Origin of the sequence: Citrobacter sp. MGH100, assembly GCF_001034465.1 — a bacterium.
GTDB lineage: Bacteria > Pseudomonadota > Gammaproteobacteria > Enterobacterales > Enterobacteriaceae > Citrobacter > Citrobacter youngae.
Genome location: NZ_KQ089800.1, coordinates 209855 through 231122 on the forward strand (window position 1 = coordinate 209855; position 21268 = coordinate 231122).

Consider the following 21268-nt stretch of genomic DNA (forward strand, 5'->3'; position numbering starts at 1 on the left):
GTGGACCTCAACGTAATGTATTTAACAACAAAATGTTAATAATTGGTGATTTCATAAGGGTTGGATATTCATGAATTTCCCGTTTTAGAAATGTTGTTCCTCTTTTATGCCGATAAAAAATATTTTGCTGTACCTCTCGACAGAAGGAAATTAATCAGGCTATTTTCTAAACGTGCCACCATCGTGGCAGCGTCGCTCGGACGGTCCGGGCGCTAACGTACATCTGAGGATATTATGGCTGATTCCCGCCCTGAACGTCGTTTTACGCGTATTGATCGTCTTCCCCCTTACGTTTTTAACATTACCGCTGAACTGAAGATGGCTGCGCGTCGGCGCGGCGAAGATATTATCGATTTCAGCATGGGGAACCCGGATGGGGCCACGCCTCCATATATTGTCGAAAAACTGTGTACCGTGGCGCAGCGCCCGGATACCCACGGTTATTCAACATCGCGCGGTATTCCTCGTTTACGTCGGGCGATTTCTCGCTGGTATCAGGAACGCTATGACGTCGAGATCGATCCTGAATCCGAAGCGATTGTAACAATTGGCTCCAAAGAGGGGCTGGCTCACCTGATGTTGGCTACATTGGATCACGGCGACACGGTTCTGGTGCCTAATCCCAGTTACCCCATCCATATTTATGGTGCCGTTATCGCCGGAGCACAGGTGCGTTCCGTGCCGCTGGTGGAAGGGGTCGACTTCTTTAATGAACTGGAGCGCGCGATTCGCGAAAGCTACCCGAAACCGAAGATGATGATCTTAGGCTTCCCGTCCAACCCGACGGCGCAGTGTGTCGAACTGGAGTTTTTCGAAAAGGTCGTCGCACTGGCTAAACGCTACGACGTGCTGGTGGTTCATGACCTGGCCTATGCCGATATTGTCTACGATGGCTGGAAAGCGCCATCGATTATGCAGGTTCCGGGTGCCCGTGATGTTGCCGTTGAATTTTTCACCTTGTCGAAAAGCTATAACATGGCGGGGTGGCGCATTGGCTTTATGGTTGGCAATAAAACGCTGGTAAACGCACTGGCGCGCATTAAGAGCTATCACGATTACGGAACGTTTACACCGCTGCAGGTAGCCGCTATTGCCGCGCTGGAAGGCGATCAGCAGTGCGTACGGGATATCGCTGAGCAATATAAGCGTCGTCGCGATGTGCTGGTCAAAGGGCTGCATGAAGCGGGCTGGATGGTTGAAATGCCAAAAGCGTCGATGTACGTGTGGGCGAAAATTCCAGAGCAATACGCCGCAATGGGGTCGCTTGAATTTGCCAAAAAATTGCTGAATGAGGCGAAGGTTTGTGTTTCGCCGGGGATTGGCTTTGGGGACTATGGTGATACACACGTGCGCTTTGCGTTGATTGAAAACCGTGACCGTACTCGCCAGGCAATTCGCGGCATCAAAGCCATGTTCCGCGCAGATGGTTTGCTGCCTGCCAGTGCGAAATCGACCACGGAAAGTACCGACTGATAACACGATTCCTCAAACGCAAACAGGAGCCAAATGGCTCCTGTTTTTTTGCTGCGTCTTTTTATTTAGATCATCAGGGCGAAAGTACCGGCCCAAACGATGACCATAAAAGAAATGCCCATAAAGAAATATTTCACTTTTCATCTCTCCGCGTACCTGGGGTACGTCTCAATGAACATATGCTTACCTGACAGAGAGCTGATGCGAGCATAAACGAAAGGGAGAATACCCCGCGCTTACTTGGCTGCATCACCTCAGAATTCTGAGCTTTAATGCTCCAGACGGCGCTAATGTACGCCTAAAAATGAGGTGAAACAAGAGGCATTTTTTTATTTAATTTTAGTAACTTACAAGTGTCGTGATTCGGCGACAGTTTAATTTCTGACGGTAATAAATTGCTATTGAGCGACGTGACTGTTACTCAGAGAATTCTCATATCACCTTGAGGTTAATGTGGTTAATTTTTTCGCGGAATTTGATAATGAAAAGGTTAAAAATGACCAGATTAATGATGTTAGCACTTGTTCTTGCGCCATTGACGTCAATGGCGGCTGCACCGCAAGCGTTCAATTTCAGCTGCGCAAGTATTGGTGGTGTGAATAGTGATGGTAAAGGCAATGTATGGATTAATGGCGCAAAAGCGACCATTAAAAGCTTCAATGAAAATTACTGGGAGGCGAAGAGCGGTAAAAATACCGTCTCAATTTCCAGAAAAGATGACGGAAACCCGGAAGTATCCTGGGCTGGCCCAAACCGCAAGCATGGGATTTGTCAGCCTGAGGATAATGTTGATTTCGCTGTGGCGAAAAAATCAACTCATGCTGGCCCATCGTTCTCCTGTTCTGCAGTGGAAAAGGGAAGTATGGAAGAGATTATCTGTCAGAGCCCATCGCTCTCCGCAATGGATCTAAAATTGAACGGGGTCTACAAACAGGCATTGGCTAAATCGAAGAATGACCCAATGCTAAAAGCAGAGCAACGAGGTTGGATCAAAGGACGTAATGAATGCTGGAAAGAGCAGGATAAGCCAGCCTGCATTGCCCGAAGCTATAATGAGCGAATGACTGAACTCCAGAACAAGTGGGGCGTTAAGTAATTCAGCCGTAGAAAAGAAGAAAGGCCTTGCGGCCTTTCTTTTTAGACATATAGCGAGGCTTCACCCATCGGGCGCGTTTTGAAGCGACGGTGGATCCAGAGATACTGCTCGGGGGCGCGCATGATCTCTTTTTCGATAATTTTGTTCATATAGGCCGCGGCCAGGTTTTCATCTTCCGGGTAACCTTCCATTTCTGGCGTGATAAACAGACGGTAGCCGGAGTTATCAGATTTTCTCACCATGGTGACGGTCAGCATTTTCGCCCCCGACAAACGTGACAGCACGTAGGTACCGTTGGTTGTCGCAACATCTTTGACGGCGAAGAATGGCGCAAATGAACTGCCTTTACGGCCATAATCCTGATCGGGCGCAAACCATACGGCTTCCCCTTTTTTCAGTGCGCCGACAATGCCGCGCAGATTATTTCTGCCGATCATGGCTTTGTTCGAGCGCATACGGCCGCGGGTTTGTATCCACTCCATTAATTTGTTGTTGTGCGGGCGGTAGGTTGCCATCATTGGCTGGCAAAGCCCCATCACGCGGCCCCCCAGTTCCAGCGACATAAAATGCACGCCTACTACCATTACGCCACGGTTATGCGCCTGAGCGCGTTGCAGGTTGTCCAGACCTTCAACATCAAACCATTTACGCACCCGGCGATCTGGCCAGAACCAGGCCATACCGGTTTCAAGCAGTGCCATGCCGAGTGAGCGGAAGTTTTCGTCGACCAGTTTGTTCCTTTCTTCTTGCGACAGATTCGGGAAACAGAGTTCGAGATTTTTATGGGCAATGGATTCCCGGCGCTTTAAAAATGGGCGCGCCAGCGTACCTGTACGGGTGCCCAGAAAACATAAAACAGGATAAGGGAGTTGCACCAGTAACCAGAGCACACCGACACCGAACCATGTGAGCCAGTAGCGCGGATGCAAAAACGCGCGCGAAAATTTACATTGGGGGAACATAAGCACCTGTTGTTGGTACGAAAATAATGTATCGCGAAGATTCTTTGTCTACAGCGTTACTCTCTGTCACTGAACAGTTAGGTCACTATGAGCGACAATGGTTCCTGTAAAGAGTGTAAAACTGAGTCAGGACAAACCACGAGGGGTATGAATGATCGGACGCACAATGTACACCCGAAGATTAATGTCATCCAGAAATAATTCCTCAAGTTTCGTAAATGTTTTTTGGTCGATAAAAAGCAAGAATAGACTTATAGATAATATGTTGTTTTTATGACGATTAAATAAAGGTCAATGGAGAATGCCCGGTTCAGAAAATGAACAGTTATTGTAGCGAAAATGTTGCTCGAATTGCGAACGGATAGGAATTGTCTTAGACTATAAACTCAAGGATGTGTAAGGACTTACGTCGATTTTTACGGCAGACAGGAGGTAACGCTATGTTCTATTTTTGGACTTTCCTCGCATTGAGCATTCTGTGCGTTAGTTGCTATATTTGGCAGGTAATGGGCGCTGCCGCGTCAATTAGTTCTTTTTTCGGCATGGCTATCCTTACGGCATTAATTTATTTCTTTACCATACGGTTGACTGACGGAAACGAAATGGTAACGGGACTGTTTCTTTTTCTTGCCCCGACATGCGGATTGATCATTCGCTTTATGGTGGGGGACAATAAGCATTAAATCGCAGGTTCATAACTGAAACGCAATTATGTACCACATTGACTGATTTTCTGGCTTCCATCTGAGCAAACTAAAGTGCCAGCACCGCTGGCACTTTTTTCTCTCTAAAGCCGATTACCTGGCATCAGCAAGCTGCAACTCCGTGTCCTGTTGTTGGGCATTTTTTCGTTGTTGTTCGAGTTCCAGCGCCCCGCGGTGAGACAGATAGCAGAACAGAATGCAGCAGACAATCCCGCCCATCAACAGATAGAAACCGCCATGCCATCCCATTTTATCGACCATGACACCAAACAGACTGGTTCCCAGCGATGCACCAAAAATGTAGCTCATAAAACCGCGTAATCCGACCGCCGAACCGACAGCAAAGCTGGGGACGATTTCCATGGTCTGAACAGACGCAAGGAACTGGGGCACATAGATCAGGCACCCGACGATGGCGGCAAAAATAGTGACCATCAGCAGGGATTCACTTTTCCAGTAACCGATCAGGCAGACGAAGATCAGCGCCATACAAATCATGGCCAACGGCATGCGACGACCTTTAAACAGTTTATCGGTCAGCCAGCCCGCCAGCAGTGTGGAAGGAATTGCGGCCCATTCGAAAAACAGGAACGCCACACTCATTTGTTCTTTCGAGAAATGTTTTTCAGTTAACAGATAAATCGGTAACCAACTGATCATGCCAAAACGCACCATATAGACAAAAACATCTACCAATGAAACATACCAGGCATTTTTGTTACGCAGCACGTAGGTGCAAAAAATTTGAAAGGCGCTCATGTTTTCCGGTGCCTGGGTTACGTGCCGGGCATTTAACACGACTTTTTCTTCCGGCATCATCTGTTCCAGAGCAGGCAAGCCTTCTTCGCGCGGTGAGCCTTTGCCCAACATCAGAACAATAAAAGCAAACAGCACCGCGACACAGGCTGGGACAATATAGCTGGCGCTTTGCCAGTGTTCGCTGCCGAGAATGGCAAAAGCGGCGCCAACAATGGGGGCGACAATACCGCCACCGACGTTGTGTGAGATATTCCAGAATGCGCCAACGCGTCCGCGCTCTTTGCGTGGGAACCAGTTGGCGATGGTAATAAACGAGGGACCGACGCCCATCCCCTGGAACAGCCCGTTGAAGACGACCAGTGCGGCAAAAATCCAGAATCCGGTGCTGAACCCTAAGCCAACGTTGACAATGGCGCACAGGATCAGGCCGCAAGCCATAAAGACTTTCGGGCTGGCTTTGTCTGCCAGGCTACTCATGATGCCTTTACTGATCCCATAGGCAATTAGCATACAACTGCTGAGTAAACCAATCTGTGTTGCGCTGAGATCCAGATGTTCTTTCAGGTACGGGGTAGAGAGGGTGAAGTTATTGCGTACAATATAATACGCAAGATAGCCAAGAAATACGCTAAGTAACGCCTGAATGCGGTATCGACCATAAGTCTCCTGAATTTTCTCTTCCGGGACTTTATTTGCCGATGGCCCTGTCTTAAATATTGATAACATATCATCACCTAAATTTATATTGATGTGAATATCAGGATTTTTCGCAGTGAAGAGTGAAATAGATGGCTAAGAAATTCAAATTGAAGAAATGTGTCACTATTGACTCAATTTGCTGAAAGCGGGGCTGATTTTGACCTTTTTGAATTATGGTGAGGCCAGAGCTATTATTCTTAATGCATTTTTATCATCAGCATGTGCGGGTATTAACAAATTCAAACGACATTTTCAGGTATTCTTTATCTCTGTTATCGCATTCCGTCTGGTTATTTTGATAGCAGTTTTATCTTTTCCATGTGTCGTGATAAACGGGTAAATTTTGTCTCAATATTATTTTTCGAAGATGTTGGTATTTATGAGCAGGATCACAAACAGACTTTTCTGTCGGGGTAGTTTGTTGGCGCTCTCACTGTGTTTTATGTCGCTGTCGGCGACCTGTCTGGCACAGGGGAAGGAGCTGGTGATGGCGACGACGTTTTCCCCGGGGGCAACGGCCTGGATTATTCAGCGCTGGCAAACGGAGCCGGGATCAGTGATGATCCGCACGCTAAACCGGACCAGTTCTTCTCTCGAACAACTGCTCGATACCGCGAATGCGGAGAACGTTGACCTGATTTTGACCTCTTCGCCGATGCTACTGCAGCATCTTCAGGAGCATCAGAAACTTGCTCCTTTTGATAATGCCTTGCCGGAAAGCCAGCGTCTGGTGCCAGAGTCAATACGGTCGACGTCTGTAGCCGTGGCTCTCTCGGGATTTGGTCTGCTGATTAATCGTTCAGCACTGACGGCGCGACATCTGCCACCACCGACGGACTGGGGTGATTTAACGCATCCTAAATATCAAAATGCTCTGTTGATGAGTAGCCCATCGCGCTCCGATACCAATCACCTGATGGTTGAATCACTGCTGCAACAAAAAGGGTGGCAAGAAGGTTGGGCGACATTGCTGGCCAGTGCCGGGAACCTGGTGACCATCTCATCACGCAGCTTTGGTGTTGCGGACAAAATTAAGAGCGGATTGGGCGTTGCGGGACCGGTTATTGATAACTATGCCAATCTGCTGCTCAATGACCCCAATCTGACTTTTACTTACTTCCCACACTCGGCGGTCTCGCCGACCTACGTAGCCGTGCTGAAAAACAGCCCGCGTGCCAATGAAGCACAACGTTTTATCCGCTATTTATTGAGCCCGGAAGGGCAGCGGATCCTTGCAGATGCGAATACCGGTAAATATCCGGTAACGTCGCTGGCAGCAGATAACCCGCGTGCAGCCCAACAGGCCATTTTGATGAAACAGCCACCGCTTAATTACCGTCTGATCCTGAAGCGTCAACAACTGGTCCAGAGGATGTTTGATACGGCCATCAGTTTCCGACTCGCGCAGCTTAAGGATGCCTGGCGAGCGCTGTACAGTGCGGAAGCTCGTCTGAAACACCCGTTACCCGAAATCAGAGCGCTGTTAACCCAGGTCCCAATCGACGCCAGGAACAGCGAAGATGAAGCCTGGCTTGCTCAATTCGATAATAAAAGCTTTGCTGAACAGCAAATGATGGAGTGGCAACTCTGGTTTCTTAAAAACCAGCGCCTGGCGATATCAAAACTGGAAGAACTACAATGAAAGGCGGTTCGCTATGGCAACGTCTTCGTCAGCTCAGCATCAGCAGCAGTTTGCGGGGGGCTTTTTTGACGGGGGCTTTACTGACGCTGAGCGTGAGCTGTGTCAGTTTGTATTCCTGGCATGAGCAAAGCTCGCAAATCCGCTATTCGCTCGATGACTATTTTCCGCGCGTACATTCCGCTTTTTTGATTGAAGGGAATCTTAACCTGGTTGTCGATCAGCTTAATGAATTCCTGCTTGCCCCCAATACGACCGTACGGCTGCAACTGCGTAATCAGATCATCGAACATCTGGACAAAATTGAACTGCTGAGCCGGGGATTGCAACCCGCGGAACAGCAACAGCTGGCGGTGATTTTGCAAGATAGCCGGGCATTGATGACCGAGCTGGACAGGGTGCTCTACAACATGTTCCTGGTACGCGAAAAAGTCAGCGAACTTTCCGCGCGAATCGACTGGTTACATGATGATTTCACGACCGAACTGAACTCTCTGGTGCAGGATTTCACCTGGCAGCAGGGAACGTTGTTGGATCAAATTGAAGCGAAAAATGGCGACGCGGCGTTGTACCTGAAACGCGCCAGGGAGGTGCAGAATGAGCAGCAACAGGTGTACACGCTGGCAAGAATTGAAAACCAGATTGTCGATGATTTACGCGACAGGTTGAATGAACTGAAGTCAGGTAGCGACGACGGCATGCTGGTCGAGAATCATATTCGCTATCTGGAAAATCTGAAGAAAACGGCGGATGAAAATATTCGTACCCTGGACGACTGGCCCAGTACTATCACGTTGCGGCAAACCATCGACGAATTGCTGGAAATCGGGATGATGAAAAATAAAATGCCCGATACGATGCGCGATTATGTCGCGGCGCAAAAAGCGCTGGTTGATGCCAGTCATGCCAGAGAAGTTACGCTTGGTCGTTTTCGAACATTGCTTGAGGCTCAGTTGGGAAGTAGCCATCAACAAATGCAGATGTTTAACCAGCGACTGGAGCAGATTGTTCGCGTTAGCGGCGGGCTTATTTTGCTGGCGACGCTGTTGGCGCTGCTTCTTGCCTGGGGACTAAACCACTACTTTATCCGTTCACGGTTGGTGAAGCGTTTTACCGCGCTCAACCAGGCCGTGGTGCAAATTGGTCTTGGCAGAACCGATGCCTCGATCCCGGTTTATGGTCGTGATGAGCTAGGGCGCATTGCGGGGTTACTGCGCCATACGCTGGGTCAGCTCAATACGCAAAAAAGTCAGCTTGAACAGGAAGTGGCAGAGCGTAAGGAGATTGAAGCCGATCTGCGAGCGACCCAGGGCGAATTGATTCAGACGGCGAAACTGGCGGTGGTCGGACAGACCATGACCACGCTGGCCCACGAAATCAATCAACCACTGAATGCATTGTCGATGTATCTGTTTACTGCGGGCAGGGCAATTGAACAGGAGCAGTTGGCGCAGGCCAGAAGCACGTTAACCAAAGCCGAAGGACTCATTACCCGTATCGATGCCATTATCCGCTCATTGCGACAGTTTGCGCGCCGGGCCGAGCCGGGGGCACCGCTGCATCCGGTCGATTTACGGCAAACCTTCAGCGCGGCCTGGGAGTTATTGTCTATGCGGCATAAACCGCAGCAGGGTACGCTTTCGCTGCCGGTTGAGCGCGTGTGGGTTATGGGCGATGAGGTGAGAATTCAGCAAGTTCTTGTAAACATACTGGCAAATGCGCTGGATGCCTGTCCGGTTGCCGCGAAGATTGACGTTCACTGGCAGGTTGAGGGCAGCACGGTGTGTGTATTTGTCAGCGATAATGGCCCCGGCTGGCCTGGTGCGCTGCTACCGTCGCTATTAAAACCGTTTACCACCAGTAAGGATGTTGGTCTCGGTATTGGGCTATCAATTTGTGTCTCGTTAATGACGCAGATGAACGGCGAGCTACGCCTGGCATCGACACTGGGGCGCAATGCCTGCGTGGTACTGCAATTCAACCTGACGGATGTAGAAGATGTTGAGTGATGAATATTCTGTTCTGCTGATTGATGATGATGCCGATGTCCTTGATGCTTACACCTTGTTGCTTGAGCAGGCAGGCTATCGGGTATGCGCGTGCAATAACCCCTACGATGCCCGAAATTGGCTACAGGCTGACTGGCCCGGTATCGTCCTGAGTGACGTGTGTATGCCTGGCTGTAACGGTATCGAACTGATGGCTCTTTTTCATCAGGATGATAACCAGTTGCCGATCCTGCTGATTACCGGACATGGTGATGTGCCGATGGCGGTGGATGCGGTGAAAAAAGGGGCATGGGATTTTCTGCAAAAACCGGTCGATCCCGGTAAGCTGCTGTTGCTGGTTGCACAGGCATTGCAGCAGCGAAAATCTGTGATTGCCCGTCGTCATTACTGCCAGCAAAAGCTGCAGGTTGAACTGGTTGGCTACAGCGACTGGATAAATCAGTACCGTCAACGGCTGCAGCAACTGGCAGAAACGGATCTTGCCGTCTGGTTTTATGGGGAACCCGGGACGGGACGTATGACGGGAGCCCGTTATTTGCATCAGTTGGGGCGTAGCGCCCAGGGGCCGTTTATCCGCGCAGAACTCACCGCCGGGAACACGGCTCAGCTCGATGAGCTGATTGCTCAAGCGCAAGGTGGGACGCTGGTATTAAGCCATATAGCGTGTCTGACGCGCGAGCAGCAGCACCATTTGGTTCACCTGCAAAGTCAGGAGCGGCGCCCTTTTCGGCTAATTGGTGTTGGCACGACATCGCTGGTGGAACTGGCGGCAACAAACCAGATCGTGGCCGAACTCTATTACTGTTTCGCCATGACGCAAATCGCCTGCCAGCCTCTATCCCTGCGCCCGGACGATATTGAACCGCTATTTCGCCATTACCTGCAAAAAGCCTGTCTGCGTCTGAACCACCCCATTCCGGAGGTCGACGGGGAATTGCTAAAAGGGATGCGACGTCGTGTGTGGTTAAGTAATGTGCGAGAGCTGGCAAACGCCGCAGAGCTTTTTGCCGTTGGGTTGCTGCCATTGGCGGAAACCGCTAATCCGCAGTTGCATATGCCGGAACCGACACCGTTGGATCGCCGGGTTGAAGAGTATGAGCGGCAAATCATTACCGAAGCGCTAAATATTCATCAAGGGCGTATTAATGAAGTAGCAGAATATCTGCAAATCCCGCGTAAAAAACTGTATTTGCGGATGAGAAAATACGGGCTAAGTAAAGAGCATTATAAGTTCTAGAGAGAAGAGGTGCGGTTATGATAAGGGCAATTGAATGAACATCTGAGTCGTCACCTCATTATTAGAAAAAATGCCGGACTCATTATCCGGCATTTTTCGCTTACCACATTAAATCGTCAGGTACGACGAAGTCAGCATACGGATCGTCTTCGTCTTTCGCTTCCTGACTCAGCTCGCAATTTAAGACGATGTAGCTGTCGTCGCGCTGCGCAATTTTATCGGCAACGATGGCCGGGATAATAGCATATTCGCTGTCACGCTCGCTTTCAGCAGTCAGCCGGGCAATAGCCAGACGTCCTTTAATCAATTGCGCCTGTGTCACCTTATCCACGTAGATTTTTTTAATCAGATTATTATCGGTGAAGTTATACCCAATATCACCTTTGGAAATGGTGATTTTGTTCATTTCAATAAGCTGCTTAATCTGCGCTTTGTATTCTTTCGATAGCGTCGCTTGTTTCTGTTGATCGCTTAACTGCTTATCCCGTTCAATTTGTGCTTTTTTATTCTCTTCAACCGCTTCTCTGGCTTCACGGGCCTGAACGCGTGATTTTTTCGCCGTTCTCTGCACTTTCGCCATTTTTTTGCTGGAAACTAAGCCAGCTTTCAGCATCTGTTCTTGTAGGGTGAGTTTTGTCATTTTTGCATCTGATCCAATAAAATCGTTGTCAGGATTATAACCTTAACGTCCAACGGGATGCCAGAATACGGGGTTTGCCAAACCGGTCTGGCTCCTGTCTGGCATCGCGAAATGCTCAGGCGCTAAACGGCGGGGGAGAAACTGTGTGGAGCTATGGCAAGTACCGTGATGGTGAAATAAAACAGAGCGTTGCGTTCTAGATGTGAATGGTGTCCCCTGCATACATCGAATTGGCATGGCAGGGGATTGTATAGAAAGGGAATTTTCAGAAGTGGATTTTATTTTACCCGCAATTTTACCCATCGTGGCGGTTCAGGAGCTTTTGTTTGAACTCGCAGTGTTCACTATATAGCCAGCGCGCGCGACCATGGATGAGTTTGCTTTTTGGCAGGGTGCCGTCTTTGATGCGGTCATAGATGAAGGTCTTTCCGAAACCAGTATCTGCCATGATGAATTTCAGATCAACCAGTGAATCGGGCTGTAATTGGTGTTGCATGGGTTTCATCTCCGGTTTGGAAATCTAACCTGGAAGCCAGGCAAAAAGAATGCCCTCACAATGGAGGGCAAATGGGGGATAACGTGGCAGTGCTTTCGCACCCAATAGCCAGCTCATAACTGGCTATCAGTTGTGTGTTACTTAACTTGAATGAATGGTGTGCTTGATCCGCTAGTCATGTACTGGGGAAGTGTCCCGTTCCATTTATTGATAGCCTCGAGTTGCATAACCTCAGGATTCTGACGCAGCGCATCACCACGAATCTTGATTGATTTAGCCTCTGCCTCAGCAAGCTTTAACTTCGCGTCAGCCTGACCATCAGCTTCCGCACGAAGCATGTTAGCCTCAGCCTCGCGCTGCTTTACTTCCTGCTCTCGTTGAAGAGTCTTTTGGTTGGCGGTAACTTTTGCGTTGATGCTATCAATCACTGTCGGCGGGTACTCTGGCTTGCCAACATATGACAGGCTTACTACCTGAATGCCGATAGGGCCCATTTCATCCTGAATTTCTTTTAAAGCATTGGTGAGAAGATCGGCTTTCCCTCCATCGATAAATTTATCCGTACTCATTCGGCTTGCCAGCCGGTTCAGTGAGTCGGCAATTTTCTGGCGAAGGTCTGTATCAGTGATGTCGTCAACCCCTTTACGGTATGTTTGAAAGACTGTGGTTACTTTGGTTGGGTCAACTTTGTAGGCAACGCCAATGTGATAGCCGATCGTTGTGCCATCACTCATTTGGAAGTTAAAGGCATCTTCATAGGTTTTCATCTGCTTGAACGTTGGGAAGATATAAACCTCTGTGTTCCATCCGGTCCAGTAACGACCAACACCAACAACCTCACCAACTCCCTTGTCGTCGCCAAGCTTGTTCACCTTTATTCCTACATTACCAGGCTCAACTCGATCGCACCCTACAAGTCCAAACGCTGTAAAAGCAAAAACGAAAGCCATAATTAACTTCTTCATCATATATCCTTCTTTTTAGGAGATTTTAAAATTGCGTAGATGCAAGGGGGAACGGTAAAAGCAAGGATTATCCCAAGCGCAACCGATGCATTGTCTTTCATGGAAATAAGTGATGGGATAAATATCCCGTATGCACAACTAAAGAGAATTACAGATAAGACTATTTTCACGTACCGATAATAAGGTGACATTCCTCCTCCTCATGCCTCCCGCATAGCGCGGAGGCGTTTTAAGTGTTCTGCTGTTTCAAGTTCTGCACGTATCTGTGCCGCCTCGTGTGGGTCGAGGTGCTCGAAGTCGTTATTAAAGCGGTCGATTGATGAGATGTTGATCCGGCCCTGTCTCCAGTAGCGGACTATCTGTGATGTGCAGCTGTGAATGATGACGGGCCAACCGTGCTGGTCAGCGTAAATCTGACCCCGTTGAATTAGCTGGAACATTGGACTCCCCTTTAATGAAGATAATCCAGTGGGTCTTGTCGCTCTTACCAGTGCGCTGACCGATAATTGGCCTTACGTCTGTGAGCGCTAAAATCTGGCTAACCGGTATCTGCGTTTCGTTCCATTTGAAGATGAGCACGCCGTTTGGCCACAACACGCGGAAAGCCTCTTTGAACCCGGCTCCCAAATCATCACGCCATGTTTCCTTGTTGAGACGCCCGTACTTTTTACCCATCCAGGCGTTGTCGCCAATTCGCTCCAGGTGTGGAGGGTCAAACACAACGACCGGGAAAGAGTCGTCAGCAAATGGCAGTGCGCGGAAGTCAGCAATCAAGTCAGGGCTTATTACCAACTTTCGACCGTCGCAAAGAGTATGTTGCTCGGCGCGAATGTCTGTAAAAACGGCGCGCTCGTCCTGCTTATCAAACCAGAACATGCGTGATCCGCAACACATGTCTAAAATTGCTTGTCCCATCACATCCTCCGATTCCGCTTTTCTTCATCTTCCTGACAACTAACGCACTTCTTACAGCCAGGAAACGCATCTCTACGCTCAGGAATTAGCGGATCGCCGCATTCCTCACAGTGCGTTGCTGATACTGCTGAGTGGTTGAGTCTGTGAGCCTGAATAGCGTTTTCGCGCATCATCTCTTCGAGAGCGCTGGCCTGATCGATTAGTTCGGCTGTCATAGTCCAACAGCCTTACCCAGCCTCTCGCTGAGTTGATAGATGTGGTCGCGTAATTCGGTGAGTGTCTGCGCTTCAGATTCCAGGATTTCTTTGTGCATTAGTTCTCGTACCAGATGCTCAAACTTGCTGTAGTAACCAAGGCGAGAAAGCACTTCCTGACCGGCGTTTTTTCCTTCCTTGGAAATCTTCTTCTCGTTAAGAATCAGGTCATGTGCAGACCCGGTGACGACGTACATATCGCCAAGTTCAATTCGTAATTTTTCGCTCATATTTAGTGCTCCATGAACTGTCGGTTAATTCGGTTGAGGGTGAACGCCAGCAATAAAAAAGGCCGACATAGCGACCTTGTGATTCGTTTGGTTAGCGTCATGCTGCCTCCCGGCGGGCGAGAAGTTTAGCTCCAAAAGCCATTAGTTCGTCCCGTTCCACAGTTGCGAAGTGGCAGTGTGTACGCGGGTACGGTCGCCAGATGATAAGCATCGAACCTTTATTATTTCCCGATACTGGCTTACCGGTGACCGGGTTGATAAATGCCAGCCGTCCAGCGGTAATGAAGCGTACTTCGCTGGCCGTCTTGATTGCCTCTTTGAACCAGCCAACCGAAGTGTCTGCCGGTACCAGCATCACCGCGCCGATCTGATTGGCGCTCTCGTCTGCGGCCTTTTTCACGAACGGCGTGATGTCGCTATAAGGTGGATTGAGCCAGACGTAGCCTGGAATGCTCAGGTAATCAGTCCACGGTGTTTCCAGCGTGTTCTGCTCGGCGGTGATGAACTTACGGCACAGCGCGTTATGCGGCGCTGCGGCTGCGTCAAGTTGAAAGCAGAACTCAGCATCCAGTGCAGCGAACAATGCAGGTGGAGTTCGCCATAAATCACGCTGTTCTGCTGGCGTGTTGCTGCCGGTATAATCAGTCATTCATCCTCCCGCTCAGGGTTATTTACATCCCAGCCATTGCGCTCGATATTCACCTGTAGTCGTTTATCTCCGACCTCTTCGATACTCCTACCAGTAATCTCTGCTACTTCTGCGTTGGTGTAGCGCATAAGTGCGGCCAGTTCACATGCAGTCCATTCACGCATGGTTAATCCTCCGGAGCGTGCCAGTGAGTTACGTTTGCTTCTGACTGAGTAAATAGAGCGACCGGTTGCTGTTGCTATTTCTTCCACTGAGAATCGACCGAACAGATATAGCTCGGCTGCCGTCCATGGCTTGCCGGTCATCCTGCTGATAAGTGGTGCGCCGATACGTGATGCCTGGCGAGTGACTGCCGATTCTGAACGCTCAAGCTTTTCTGCGATAACCGATACCGGCATAGTTCTGCCAACTTCATGCAGGAACAGGTTTTCCCACGGTTGCCAAAGTTCGCTCATTGGTTCTCCTTAAGGCGATATACGCAGCCGCCGATCGTTCCGTTTCCCCATTCCTCAGCAATCAGGTGTTGTTGTATCTGAGCCAGCGCCTGGCCTGAGATAAATGTTTGTTGCATCTCTAAGTTAGGAGCCCACCCCTCGTAATATGGCTCGTGGTAATTGAGGGTGATTCCTTCTGAGTGGCTTAGTGCGCCTACTGAAGTTTTCCATCTGTGGAACGCAGTGATATTGTTCCGCGCGTCCTTGCGCAGAATGCTGAGGATAGTTTCAGGAGTCATATCGATAACGGCGATGCCGCCCGCTGTTAGATAGGAGAGGCGGTTATGCCGCCTGTTTTAGTTCTCTGATTCGAATGCCGGTTACGTCTTTGCATTTAGCCTGATGCTCAGCAAATCCGCTTAACAACTTCCACGTTTCTTCATAACGAGCTTTCAATTTCACGCCGTCGTTTTCTTTGCTGGCATATTGGGAGAAATCGGCGAGCACCTTGTCAGCATCCACGTCTTGAGGTAGTTCTGACTCGTTGATTTGCTCTGGTGACTGCGGTTCTGGCTGATGAACAACTGATCCTTCAGGTAATGCCCAGGCTGGAAGGGAAGGCGGTTTCCAGTAAAACACGCCAGCCTCTTTTGACTTGGCGTAATGGAATCCTGGTGCCCGCTGTGCCGATACAATGGCGAAGCCTTCCTCCAGGTTGTAGAGGTAACGCCCGATACCCCACTGGACAGCTGCCCGCTTCATAGCTCCTGAGCGCCCACCCTTAACTGCTTCTACCTGCGTGTTTTCGGCTGCGTCCCACTTGGTGATCCACTCGCCATCAACTTTGATGGAAATACCGCACTCAACCCCTCCATTGTTCGGGATATCGCGATACTCGTTACGCCATCCAGCCTTACCACATACCTCATCAAGGCGCTTCATGATTGCCCTGTTGGTTACGTAGGCCAGCACTTTTGCCCAGATGCCGTTATTATTTTTCCCCGCCTGCTGAATGCGCCATTCAATATCTTCACTGGCAAATGGCGCATCTAACTGATCCAGATTCATGTAAAATCCCCCGCAAATTCGGCCATGCTGATAATCGGATTCTGTCGCTCAGCAGCCAGGTTAACCGGCTCGTCGTCTTCTGCTTCCACGTCTCCGATCACATCAGCCATCAGCCGGATGAAAGCATTATCATCCCATCGCTCTGCAACGCTCATGCCGCTTGCTCCTGATGTGTGATTACATAACCCTGCTCAGTAAGCCATTCGAGTACTACAGCGCCGTCCAACTGCGGGAGAACTTCTCGTGTGTCTACTGTCCCATCAAGCGTCACACCATCAAGCTCCAATACCTGATTGCGCTGGCTGTCCAGATATCCATGAGCGTGGTCATATTTAAGTTTCAGTTTCATATGCACCTCAGTAGTTAATTTGTGTTCTCGGTACTAGGCCATCCATCAACGCCTTCAGGACTTCGATAGCTTGGGCGCGTGAGATGCTGGTATTAGCGGTGAGTGCGTTAACGATTTCAGTGCCAACAGCCTTGCGGTGCTTAACATCTGCTTCTCGCTTTGCCTTTTCGTCAGCGATGCGCTTCTCTTCTGCCAAACGGACCGCTTCTTTCTGTTCAGCTTCACGTTTAATGCGATCAGCTTCTTCCTGAGCTTTACGCCGTTCCGCTTCAACGGCTGCTTTCTTCTCTGCTTCAGCTTTCGCCGCGGCGTATTTAGCTTCCTGCTCTGCGCGTTCCTGCGCTTGCTTAGCCAGTAATTCAGCCTGAGCTTTTGCTGCAATCGCATCCTCTTCGCGTTTCTTCGTCGCCGCCAGTTCAGCCGCAGCTTTCTCTTCGGCCTCGCGCTTGGCCTGCTCTGCTGCCTGACGCTTTAACTCTTCTTCATGGGCAATGCGTTGGCGCTCAGCTTCCGCTTTCTTCTCTGCCAATTCACGGTCAAATGCGTCGTTCATAAGCAAAGCAATTTCATGATCGGATTCGAATTGCTTCCGGTCTTCCTCAGCTTTAATCTTGGCGGCTTCCTCTGCCTTAATTCGCTCCTGCTCTGCTTCCCATTCCGTTAGTGGTCGGCGCACTTCATCTTTCAACGCGTCCAGGCGTTCACGCACAATTCGACGGCTCTCATCAATCTGCTTAGGCAGCGCTTTCAGTTCAGCTACCAGGTCTTTACCTGCGTTGTCGATATACGTTTTGGAGCGCGCAACCTTGTGAGCCATCGACGCGATAGCATCACGGCCTTTTTTGGTTGTGACATCTGGTACCAGGCTACGAGCTTCTTTCTCGATTTTTTCAATGATGGGATCGAGTTGCTCGTTATTGGTGAATACAGCCATTGCACTCGATTTTTCGATAACGACTAGATCCGTTGCTTCACTCATGGTCTCTCCTGAAATTTTGTTGTGCGCTGCCCGTCTGCGATAGCCGGACGAGTAGGGGGGGGGTGGGGGGTAATTTAGTATTTACTTATCAGATAGCATCTTTGAGAAGGCGTCTGTCATTTCTCTTTTGAAATGGTCAATATCATCTTGCATATCTTTGAAAGTGACTTTTTTCCGTGATTTTTGCAGCGTGTATCCGCAGCGGGCCATATACCAAAGGAATGTATCAACCACATAAATATGACCATCACGCGGGTTGCCATTTTCGTCGGCGTTCTTAATGGTGTTATGCATGGCTTTGAACACATCTTTCTGACTGTGAAAGCCACGCATGAACTCAGGAAGATATTCACCGCTTACAAGCCATTTATATAACGGATCCATATTCACTTCCTGTACCATGGAAAACCAATTGCCGCCTTCATATCGTTGTAGGCTGACATCCACATAACCGAATCACCCAGGTAACGAGCGATTACCGCTTTGCTCTGCGCCGCTCTGAGCATGTTGTGATTAATCATGATTTACCCTCCACCTGCTGCAATAACCCGGCAATGTGCATCTGCCAGCGGTTCATTGTGATTTTCTCGCGAGGTTTATCGACTGATGAGAGTTGCCACTCGTTGTCGTTGAGTTTTGATGCGTGGTACTGCTTGCCGTTGTGGGTTACTTTCATGATGGTTCGTCCTGTTTCAGACTTTTGAATCGCCACGGATAATCTAGACACTTCCGAGCCGTTGATAATACTGGTTTTCATATTCTGTCGGTGACATCTGATCGCTAGAACCATGCCGACGCTTACTGTTATAAAACATTTCGATGTAATCAAAAATATCGCTGCGGGCTTCTTCCCGCGTTCCGTAGATCTTTTTCTTTATCCGTTCGCGTTTCAACAACTGGAAAAAGCTTTCTGCAACCGCATTATCATGGCAGTTACCGCGACGGCTCATGCTGCCCTCCAGGCCGTGTGATTTCAGGAACGACTGCCACTCATGGCTTGTGTACTGACTGCCCTGATCCGAATGAACCAGCACCTGTTTTTGGGGATTACGCCGCCATACAGCCATCAGCAGTGCGTTCAGGACAATGTCCTTTGTCATCCGGGATTGCATGGACCAGCCGATAATTTTGCGTGAGAACAGATCAACAACCACGGCAAGATACAGCCAGCCTTCGTGGGTCCTGATGTAGGTTATGTCCGTTACCCAACGCTCATCCGGAGCATCCGGGTTGAACTGTCGCTGGAGCCTGTTGGGCGACACGATACTGGCCTCGCCTTTACGTGCCCGCGGGCTCCGGTATCCGACCTGAGCCTTTATCCCGACACGTTTCATCAGTCGCCAGACTCTGTTCACTCCGCACTGTTGCCCGCTGTCCCGCAGATCCAGATGGATTTTGCGATAACCATAGACGCATCCCGATTCCAGCCAGAACTGTTTAATCTGTCCTGTCAGTCTCAGGTCTGCCTGATGGCGTTGTGAATGCGGCTGCTGAAGCCAGGCGTAAAAACCACTGGGATGAACATCCAGCACCCGACAGAGCAGGCGAACAGGCCAGCAACAGGTGTTGTCACGGATAAAGGCGTACCTCAGTCGGACAGCTTTGCGAAGTACGCCGCGGCTTTTTTTAATATGTCCCGTTCGTCGGTAACCCGCTTCAGCTCTTTCTGGAGACGGCGGATCTCGGCCTGAGCATCTGACTCTTCTTTATTAGTGGAAGAATCCGGACCGTACTTCTTTATCCAGGCGTAAAGGCTGTGGGTGGTGATATCGAGACGTGTTGCAACGCTGGCAACAGAATAACCGCGATCAACAACCTGTTTGACTGCTTCAATTTTAAACTCTTCGGGATAACGCTTACCGCTCATGGGCACCTCTCTTTAAGCCATCTTAAATGACTCTGAGGTGTCTGTTAAACCCGTGGCGATTCAATCTGATCTTGAAGATGAATCACATCCTGACAGGTACAGCGCTGAGTATCGAGCTGAATCACAGCCTGATGGAATTATCGGTATAGGTACATGGCGAGACTTTATCGTCTGCTTTGGGTCATCAACCATTGAGTATTTTTCTCTGACAGGGACAACTACAGTTGGCGCAGCGCTTTATGTGGCGCAGCCATCTCTGATGGTGCAGAAGGGGATCGCCGGCACATACTGCAAAACTCCATTCTCTGACTCATATGCGTTTATCAGCCACCCGGCAACCGGTGCGCCTTCGGTTTACCTGATTGGATCTGGACAGGCATCCCCAATAGCTACGGCAACTATTGAGAAAATTATTCGCTCATACACTGCTGATGAATTGGCATATGGCATGATGGAAACTTTGCGATTCGACTCTCATGAATTGCTAATAATCCATCTAACGCGGCATGTGCTGGTATACGACGCATCATCAAGCCAGAACGGACCGCAATGGTGCGTACTGAAAACCGGTTTTTACGATGATGTATACCGTGCTATCGACTTCATGTACGAAGGCAACCAAATCACATGCGGTGACAAGCTGGAAGCGATTAAAGGCCAACTGCAGTTTGATATCAGCAGCCAGTACGAAAAGCAGCAGGAGCACCTCCTGTTTACTCCGCTCTTCAAAGCCGACAATGCCCGCGTATTCGATCTTGAGGTTGAATCCTCAACTGGTGTGGCGCAATACGCTGATCGCCTGTTTCTGTCTGCCACTACTGACGGAATTAACTATGGCCGAGAGCAGATGATTGAACAGAACGAGCCATTCGTTTATGACAAGCGAGTTATCTGGAAACGAATTGGACGCATACGCCGAATTATTGGTTTCAAGATGCGGGTAATCACCAAATCACCAGTAACTCTATCTGGGTGTCAGATAAGGATTGAGTAATGGCAGATCCGTCACTTAATACACCAGTCATTATCCAGGCTACTCGTCTTGATGCTTCAATCCTTCCTCGCAATGTTTTCAGTCAGTCATACCTGCTTTATGTCATCGCTCAGGGTACTGATGTTGGTGCTATTGCAGGTAAGGCCAACGAAGCTGGGCAGGGCGCATACGATGCGCAGGTTAAAAACGATGAGCAGGACGTTACCCTGGAAAACCACGAGCAGCGCATATCAGCAGCAGAAGTCACGCTAGCCGATCATGAAACTCGGATTAGTGCCGCAGAGGTTACTCTCGCAGACCATGAGGCGAGGATTACCCAGAATGAAAGCGATATATCATCGCTTGATGCCCGTGTAGACAGTCTTGAAATACAGGTCTCTGATCATGAAACTCGCATTGATGCTCTTGAGTATGCCACGACTCGCAAGAAATCTGAGGTTGTTTACACTGGCATATCTCAGGCAATACCTACAACCCCAACAAACCTGATCACGATGCTCAAGGCATTGACTCCATCATCAGGAACATTAACCCCGTTCTTCAACACAACCACAGACAAGCTGACAGTTTTTAACGAGAACAAGACGCTTAACTTTAAGCTGTCGATGATCGGCAGTTACCCTGGTGGCACGACAAACCGGTCAATGCAACTTACCTTCTCCGGTGCTGTACCTGACACGCTGGTAGCCAGCCGTAACGCCGCCACGACAACGGACAACATTCTCTTAGCAACGTTCTTCAGCGTCGATCAAGGCGGATTCCTTGCCACAAACGGTAGCACTATCACTATTCAGGCAAACGGCGCGGCATTCACTGCTACGACCATCAAGATAATAGCGGAACAGTAATC

The 21268-nt window shown here is 49.4% G+C and carries 27 protein-coding genes and 1 pseudogene; 8 read left to right on the plus strand and 20 right to left on the minus strand.

The genetic code is table 11. The features are described from left to right. Positions 1-234: 234 nt before the first annotated feature. Entirely contained in the window at positions 235-1473 is a 1239-nt protein-coding gene (gene alaC / locus SK32_RS00965; protein ID WP_048211009.1) for an alanine transaminase, read from the plus strand. Between the two features lie 65 nt (positions 1474-1538). Here alaC and ypdK read toward each other — a convergent pair whose 3' ends face one another. Beyond that, a complete protein-coding gene (gene ypdK, locus SK32_RS25880; RefSeq protein ID WP_010723117.1) occupies positions 1539-1610 on the minus strand; it encodes a membrane protein YpdK in 72 nt (23 codons plus the stop codon). Between the two features lie 344 nt (positions 1611-1954). On the opposite strand from ypdK, the gene SK32_RS00970 reads away from it, so the two are divergent. Beyond that, entirely contained in the window at positions 1955-2569 is a 615-nt protein-coding gene (locus SK32_RS00970) for a lysozyme inhibitor LprI family protein (RefSeq protein ID WP_048211010.1), read from the plus strand. A gap of 41 nt (positions 2570-2610) precedes the next feature. Here the strand turns inward: SK32_RS00970 and lpxP are convergent, their stop codons facing one another. Further along, positions 2611-3531 (minus strand): kdo(2)-lipid IV(A) palmitoleoyltransferase, encoded by a 921-nt coding sequence (lpxP, locus tag SK32_RS00975; protein ID WP_048211011.1) that lies wholly within the window; start codon positions 3529-3531, stop codon positions 2611-2613. A gap of 440 nt (positions 3532-3971) precedes the next feature. Here lpxP and SK32_RS00980 point away from each other — a divergent pair, with 440 nt between their 5' ends. Then, entirely contained in the window at positions 3972-4214 is a 243-nt protein-coding gene (locus SK32_RS00980; RefSeq protein WP_048211012.1) for a YfdY family protein, read from the plus strand. Between the two features lie 114 nt (positions 4215-4328). On the opposite strand, the gene pgtP is transcribed toward SK32_RS00980, so the two are convergent. After that, complete coding sequence (gene pgtP, locus SK32_RS00985; RefSeq protein ID WP_040231431.1) at positions 4329-5720, minus strand: phosphoglycerate transporter PgtP; 1392 nt, start codon at positions 5718-5720, stop codon at positions 4329-4331. Positions 5721-6135: 415 nt separating this feature from the next. Between pgtP and pgtC the strand changes: the two genes are divergently transcribed. The 3 genes from pgtC to pgtA are packed head-to-tail and all read left to right on the plus strand — an operon-like array spanning position 6136 to position 10578. After that, complete coding sequence (gene pgtC, locus SK32_RS00990) at positions 6136-7335, plus strand: phosphoglycerate transport regulator PgtC (RefSeq protein WP_105242214.1); 1200 nt, start codon at positions 6136-6138, stop codon at positions 7333-7335. Continuing rightward, positions 7332-9341, plus strand: coding sequence for a two-component system sensor histidine kinase PgtB (gene pgtB, locus SK32_RS00995; RefSeq protein ID WP_048211014.1), 2010 nt, complete (start codon positions 7332-7334; stop codon positions 9339-9341). Before pgtC ends, pgtB begins: the two co-directional genes overlap by 4 nt. Continuing rightward, positions 9331-10578: a two-component system response regulator PgtA gene (gene pgtA / locus SK32_RS01000; RefSeq protein WP_048212549.1), complete on the plus strand. Its 1248-nt coding sequence runs from the start codon at positions 9331-9333 to the stop codon at positions 10576-10578. The genes pgtB and pgtA overlap by 11 nt, the downstream gene beginning before the upstream one ends. 100 nt (positions 10579-10678) lie before the next feature. Here the strand turns inward: pgtA and SK32_RS01005 are convergent, their stop codons facing one another. The 17 genes from SK32_RS01005 to SK32_RS01085 form a co-directional block, all read right to left on the minus strand. Continuing rightward, positions 10679-11218 carry a DUF2058 domain-containing protein gene (locus SK32_RS01005; RefSeq protein WP_048211015.1) on the minus strand — a complete coding sequence of 180 codons (540 nt, stop codon included), beginning with the start codon at positions 11216-11218 and terminating at the stop codon, positions 10679-10681. Positions 11219-11513: 295 nt separating this feature from the next. Continuing rightward, positions 11514-11714 (minus strand): helix-turn-helix transcriptional regulator, encoded by a 201-nt coding sequence (locus tag SK32_RS01010; RefSeq protein WP_048211016.1) that lies wholly within the window; start codon positions 11712-11714, stop codon positions 11514-11516. 137 nt (positions 11715-11851) lie between these two features. Further along, entirely contained in the window at positions 11852-12679 is an 828-nt protein-coding gene (locus tag SK32_RS01015; RefSeq protein WP_048211017.1) for an SPFH domain-containing protein, read from the minus strand. Positions 12680-12879: 200 nt separating this feature from the next. Beyond that, positions 12880-13119, minus strand: coding sequence for a DUF4222 domain-containing protein (locus SK32_RS01025; RefSeq protein ID WP_048211019.1), 240 nt, complete (start codon positions 13117-13119; stop codon positions 12880-12882). Continuing rightward, positions 13082-13594, minus strand: coding sequence for a class I SAM-dependent methyltransferase (locus SK32_RS01030; protein ID WP_048211020.1), 513 nt, complete (start codon positions 13592-13594; stop codon positions 13082-13084). Before SK32_RS01030 ends, SK32_RS01025 begins: the two co-directional genes overlap by 38 nt. Then, positions 13594-13809, minus strand: coding sequence for a TraR/DksA family transcriptional regulator (locus SK32_RS01035; protein WP_048211021.1), 216 nt, complete (start codon positions 13807-13809; stop codon positions 13594-13596). Before SK32_RS01035 ends, SK32_RS01030 begins: the two co-directional genes overlap by 1 nt. Then, entirely contained in the window at positions 13806-14078 is a 273-nt protein-coding gene (locus tag SK32_RS01040) for a DUF5405 family protein (protein WP_048211022.1), read from the minus strand. Before SK32_RS01040 ends, SK32_RS01035 begins: the two co-directional genes overlap by 4 nt. Before the next feature lie 97 nt (positions 14079-14175). Then, a complete protein-coding gene (locus SK32_RS01045) occupies positions 14176-14727 on the minus strand; it encodes a phage N-6-adenine-methyltransferase (RefSeq protein WP_048211023.1) in 552 nt (183 codons plus the stop codon). After that, complete coding sequence (locus SK32_RS26350) at positions 14724-15182, minus strand: hypothetical protein (protein ID WP_048211024.1); 459 nt, start codon at positions 15180-15182, stop codon at positions 14724-14726. The genes SK32_RS01045 and SK32_RS26350 overlap by 4 nt, the downstream gene beginning before the upstream one ends. 321 nt (positions 15183-15503) lie before the next feature. Next, positions 15504-16229, minus strand: a complete 726-nt coding sequence (locus tag SK32_RS01060; RefSeq protein ID WP_048211026.1) for a Rad52/Rad22 family DNA repair protein — start codon at positions 16227-16229, stop codon at positions 15504-15506. Next, positions 16226-16384 (minus strand): hypothetical protein, encoded by a 159-nt coding sequence (locus SK32_RS26170; protein WP_197081303.1) that lies wholly within the window; start codon positions 16382-16384, stop codon positions 16226-16228. Before SK32_RS26170 ends, SK32_RS01060 begins: the two co-directional genes overlap by 4 nt. Further along, positions 16381-16578, minus strand: a complete 198-nt coding sequence (locus tag SK32_RS01065; RefSeq protein WP_048211027.1) for a hypothetical protein — start codon at positions 16576-16578, stop codon at positions 16381-16383. The genes SK32_RS26170 and SK32_RS01065 overlap by 4 nt, the downstream gene beginning before the upstream one ends. Before the next feature lie 7 nt (positions 16579-16585). Beyond that, positions 16586-17557 (minus strand): coiled-coil domain-containing protein, encoded by a 972-nt coding sequence (locus tag SK32_RS01070; protein WP_048211028.1) that lies wholly within the window; start codon positions 17555-17557, stop codon positions 16586-16588. An 81-nt stretch (positions 17558-17638) separates the two neighbouring features. Beyond that, positions 17639-17941, minus strand: a complete 303-nt coding sequence (locus SK32_RS01075; RefSeq protein WP_048211029.1) for a hypothetical protein — start codon at positions 17939-17941, stop codon at positions 17639-17641. A gap of 2 nt (positions 17942-17943) precedes the next feature. Continuing rightward, the gene (kil, locus tag SK32_RS01080; protein WP_048211030.1) at positions 17944-18078 is read right to left on the minus strand and encodes a host cell division inhibitory peptide Kil; all 135 of its coding nucleotides are present in this window, start codon (positions 18076-18078) and stop codon (positions 17944-17946) included. Next, positions 18075-18233 (minus strand): hypothetical protein, encoded by a 159-nt coding sequence (locus SK32_RS26175; RefSeq protein WP_197081304.1) that lies wholly within the window; start codon positions 18231-18233, stop codon positions 18075-18077. The genes kil and SK32_RS26175 overlap by 4 nt, the downstream gene beginning before the upstream one ends. A gap of 43 nt (positions 18234-18276) precedes the next feature. Beyond that, a protein-coding gene (locus SK32_RS01085; protein WP_087770335.1) for an IS3 family transposase occupies positions 18277-19424 on the minus strand; the annotation gives its coding sequence in 2 pieces (ribosomal slippage) (positions 18277-19187 and positions 19187-19424; 1149 coding nt in all). A gap of 64 nt (positions 19425-19488) precedes the next feature. On the opposite strand from SK32_RS01085, the pseudogene SK32_RS01095 reads away from it, so the two are divergent. Further along, positions 19489-20418 (plus strand): annotated as a pseudogene (locus tag SK32_RS01095) (packaged DNA stabilization protein); the annotation flags it as partial. Then, positions 20418-21266: a tail needle knob protein gene (locus tag SK32_RS01100; RefSeq protein ID WP_048211031.1), complete on the plus strand. Its 849-nt coding sequence runs from the start codon at positions 20418-20420 to the stop codon at positions 21264-21266. The pseudogene SK32_RS01095 and the gene SK32_RS01100, both read left to right, overlap by 1 nt. Positions 21267-21268 lie beyond the last annotated feature (2 nt).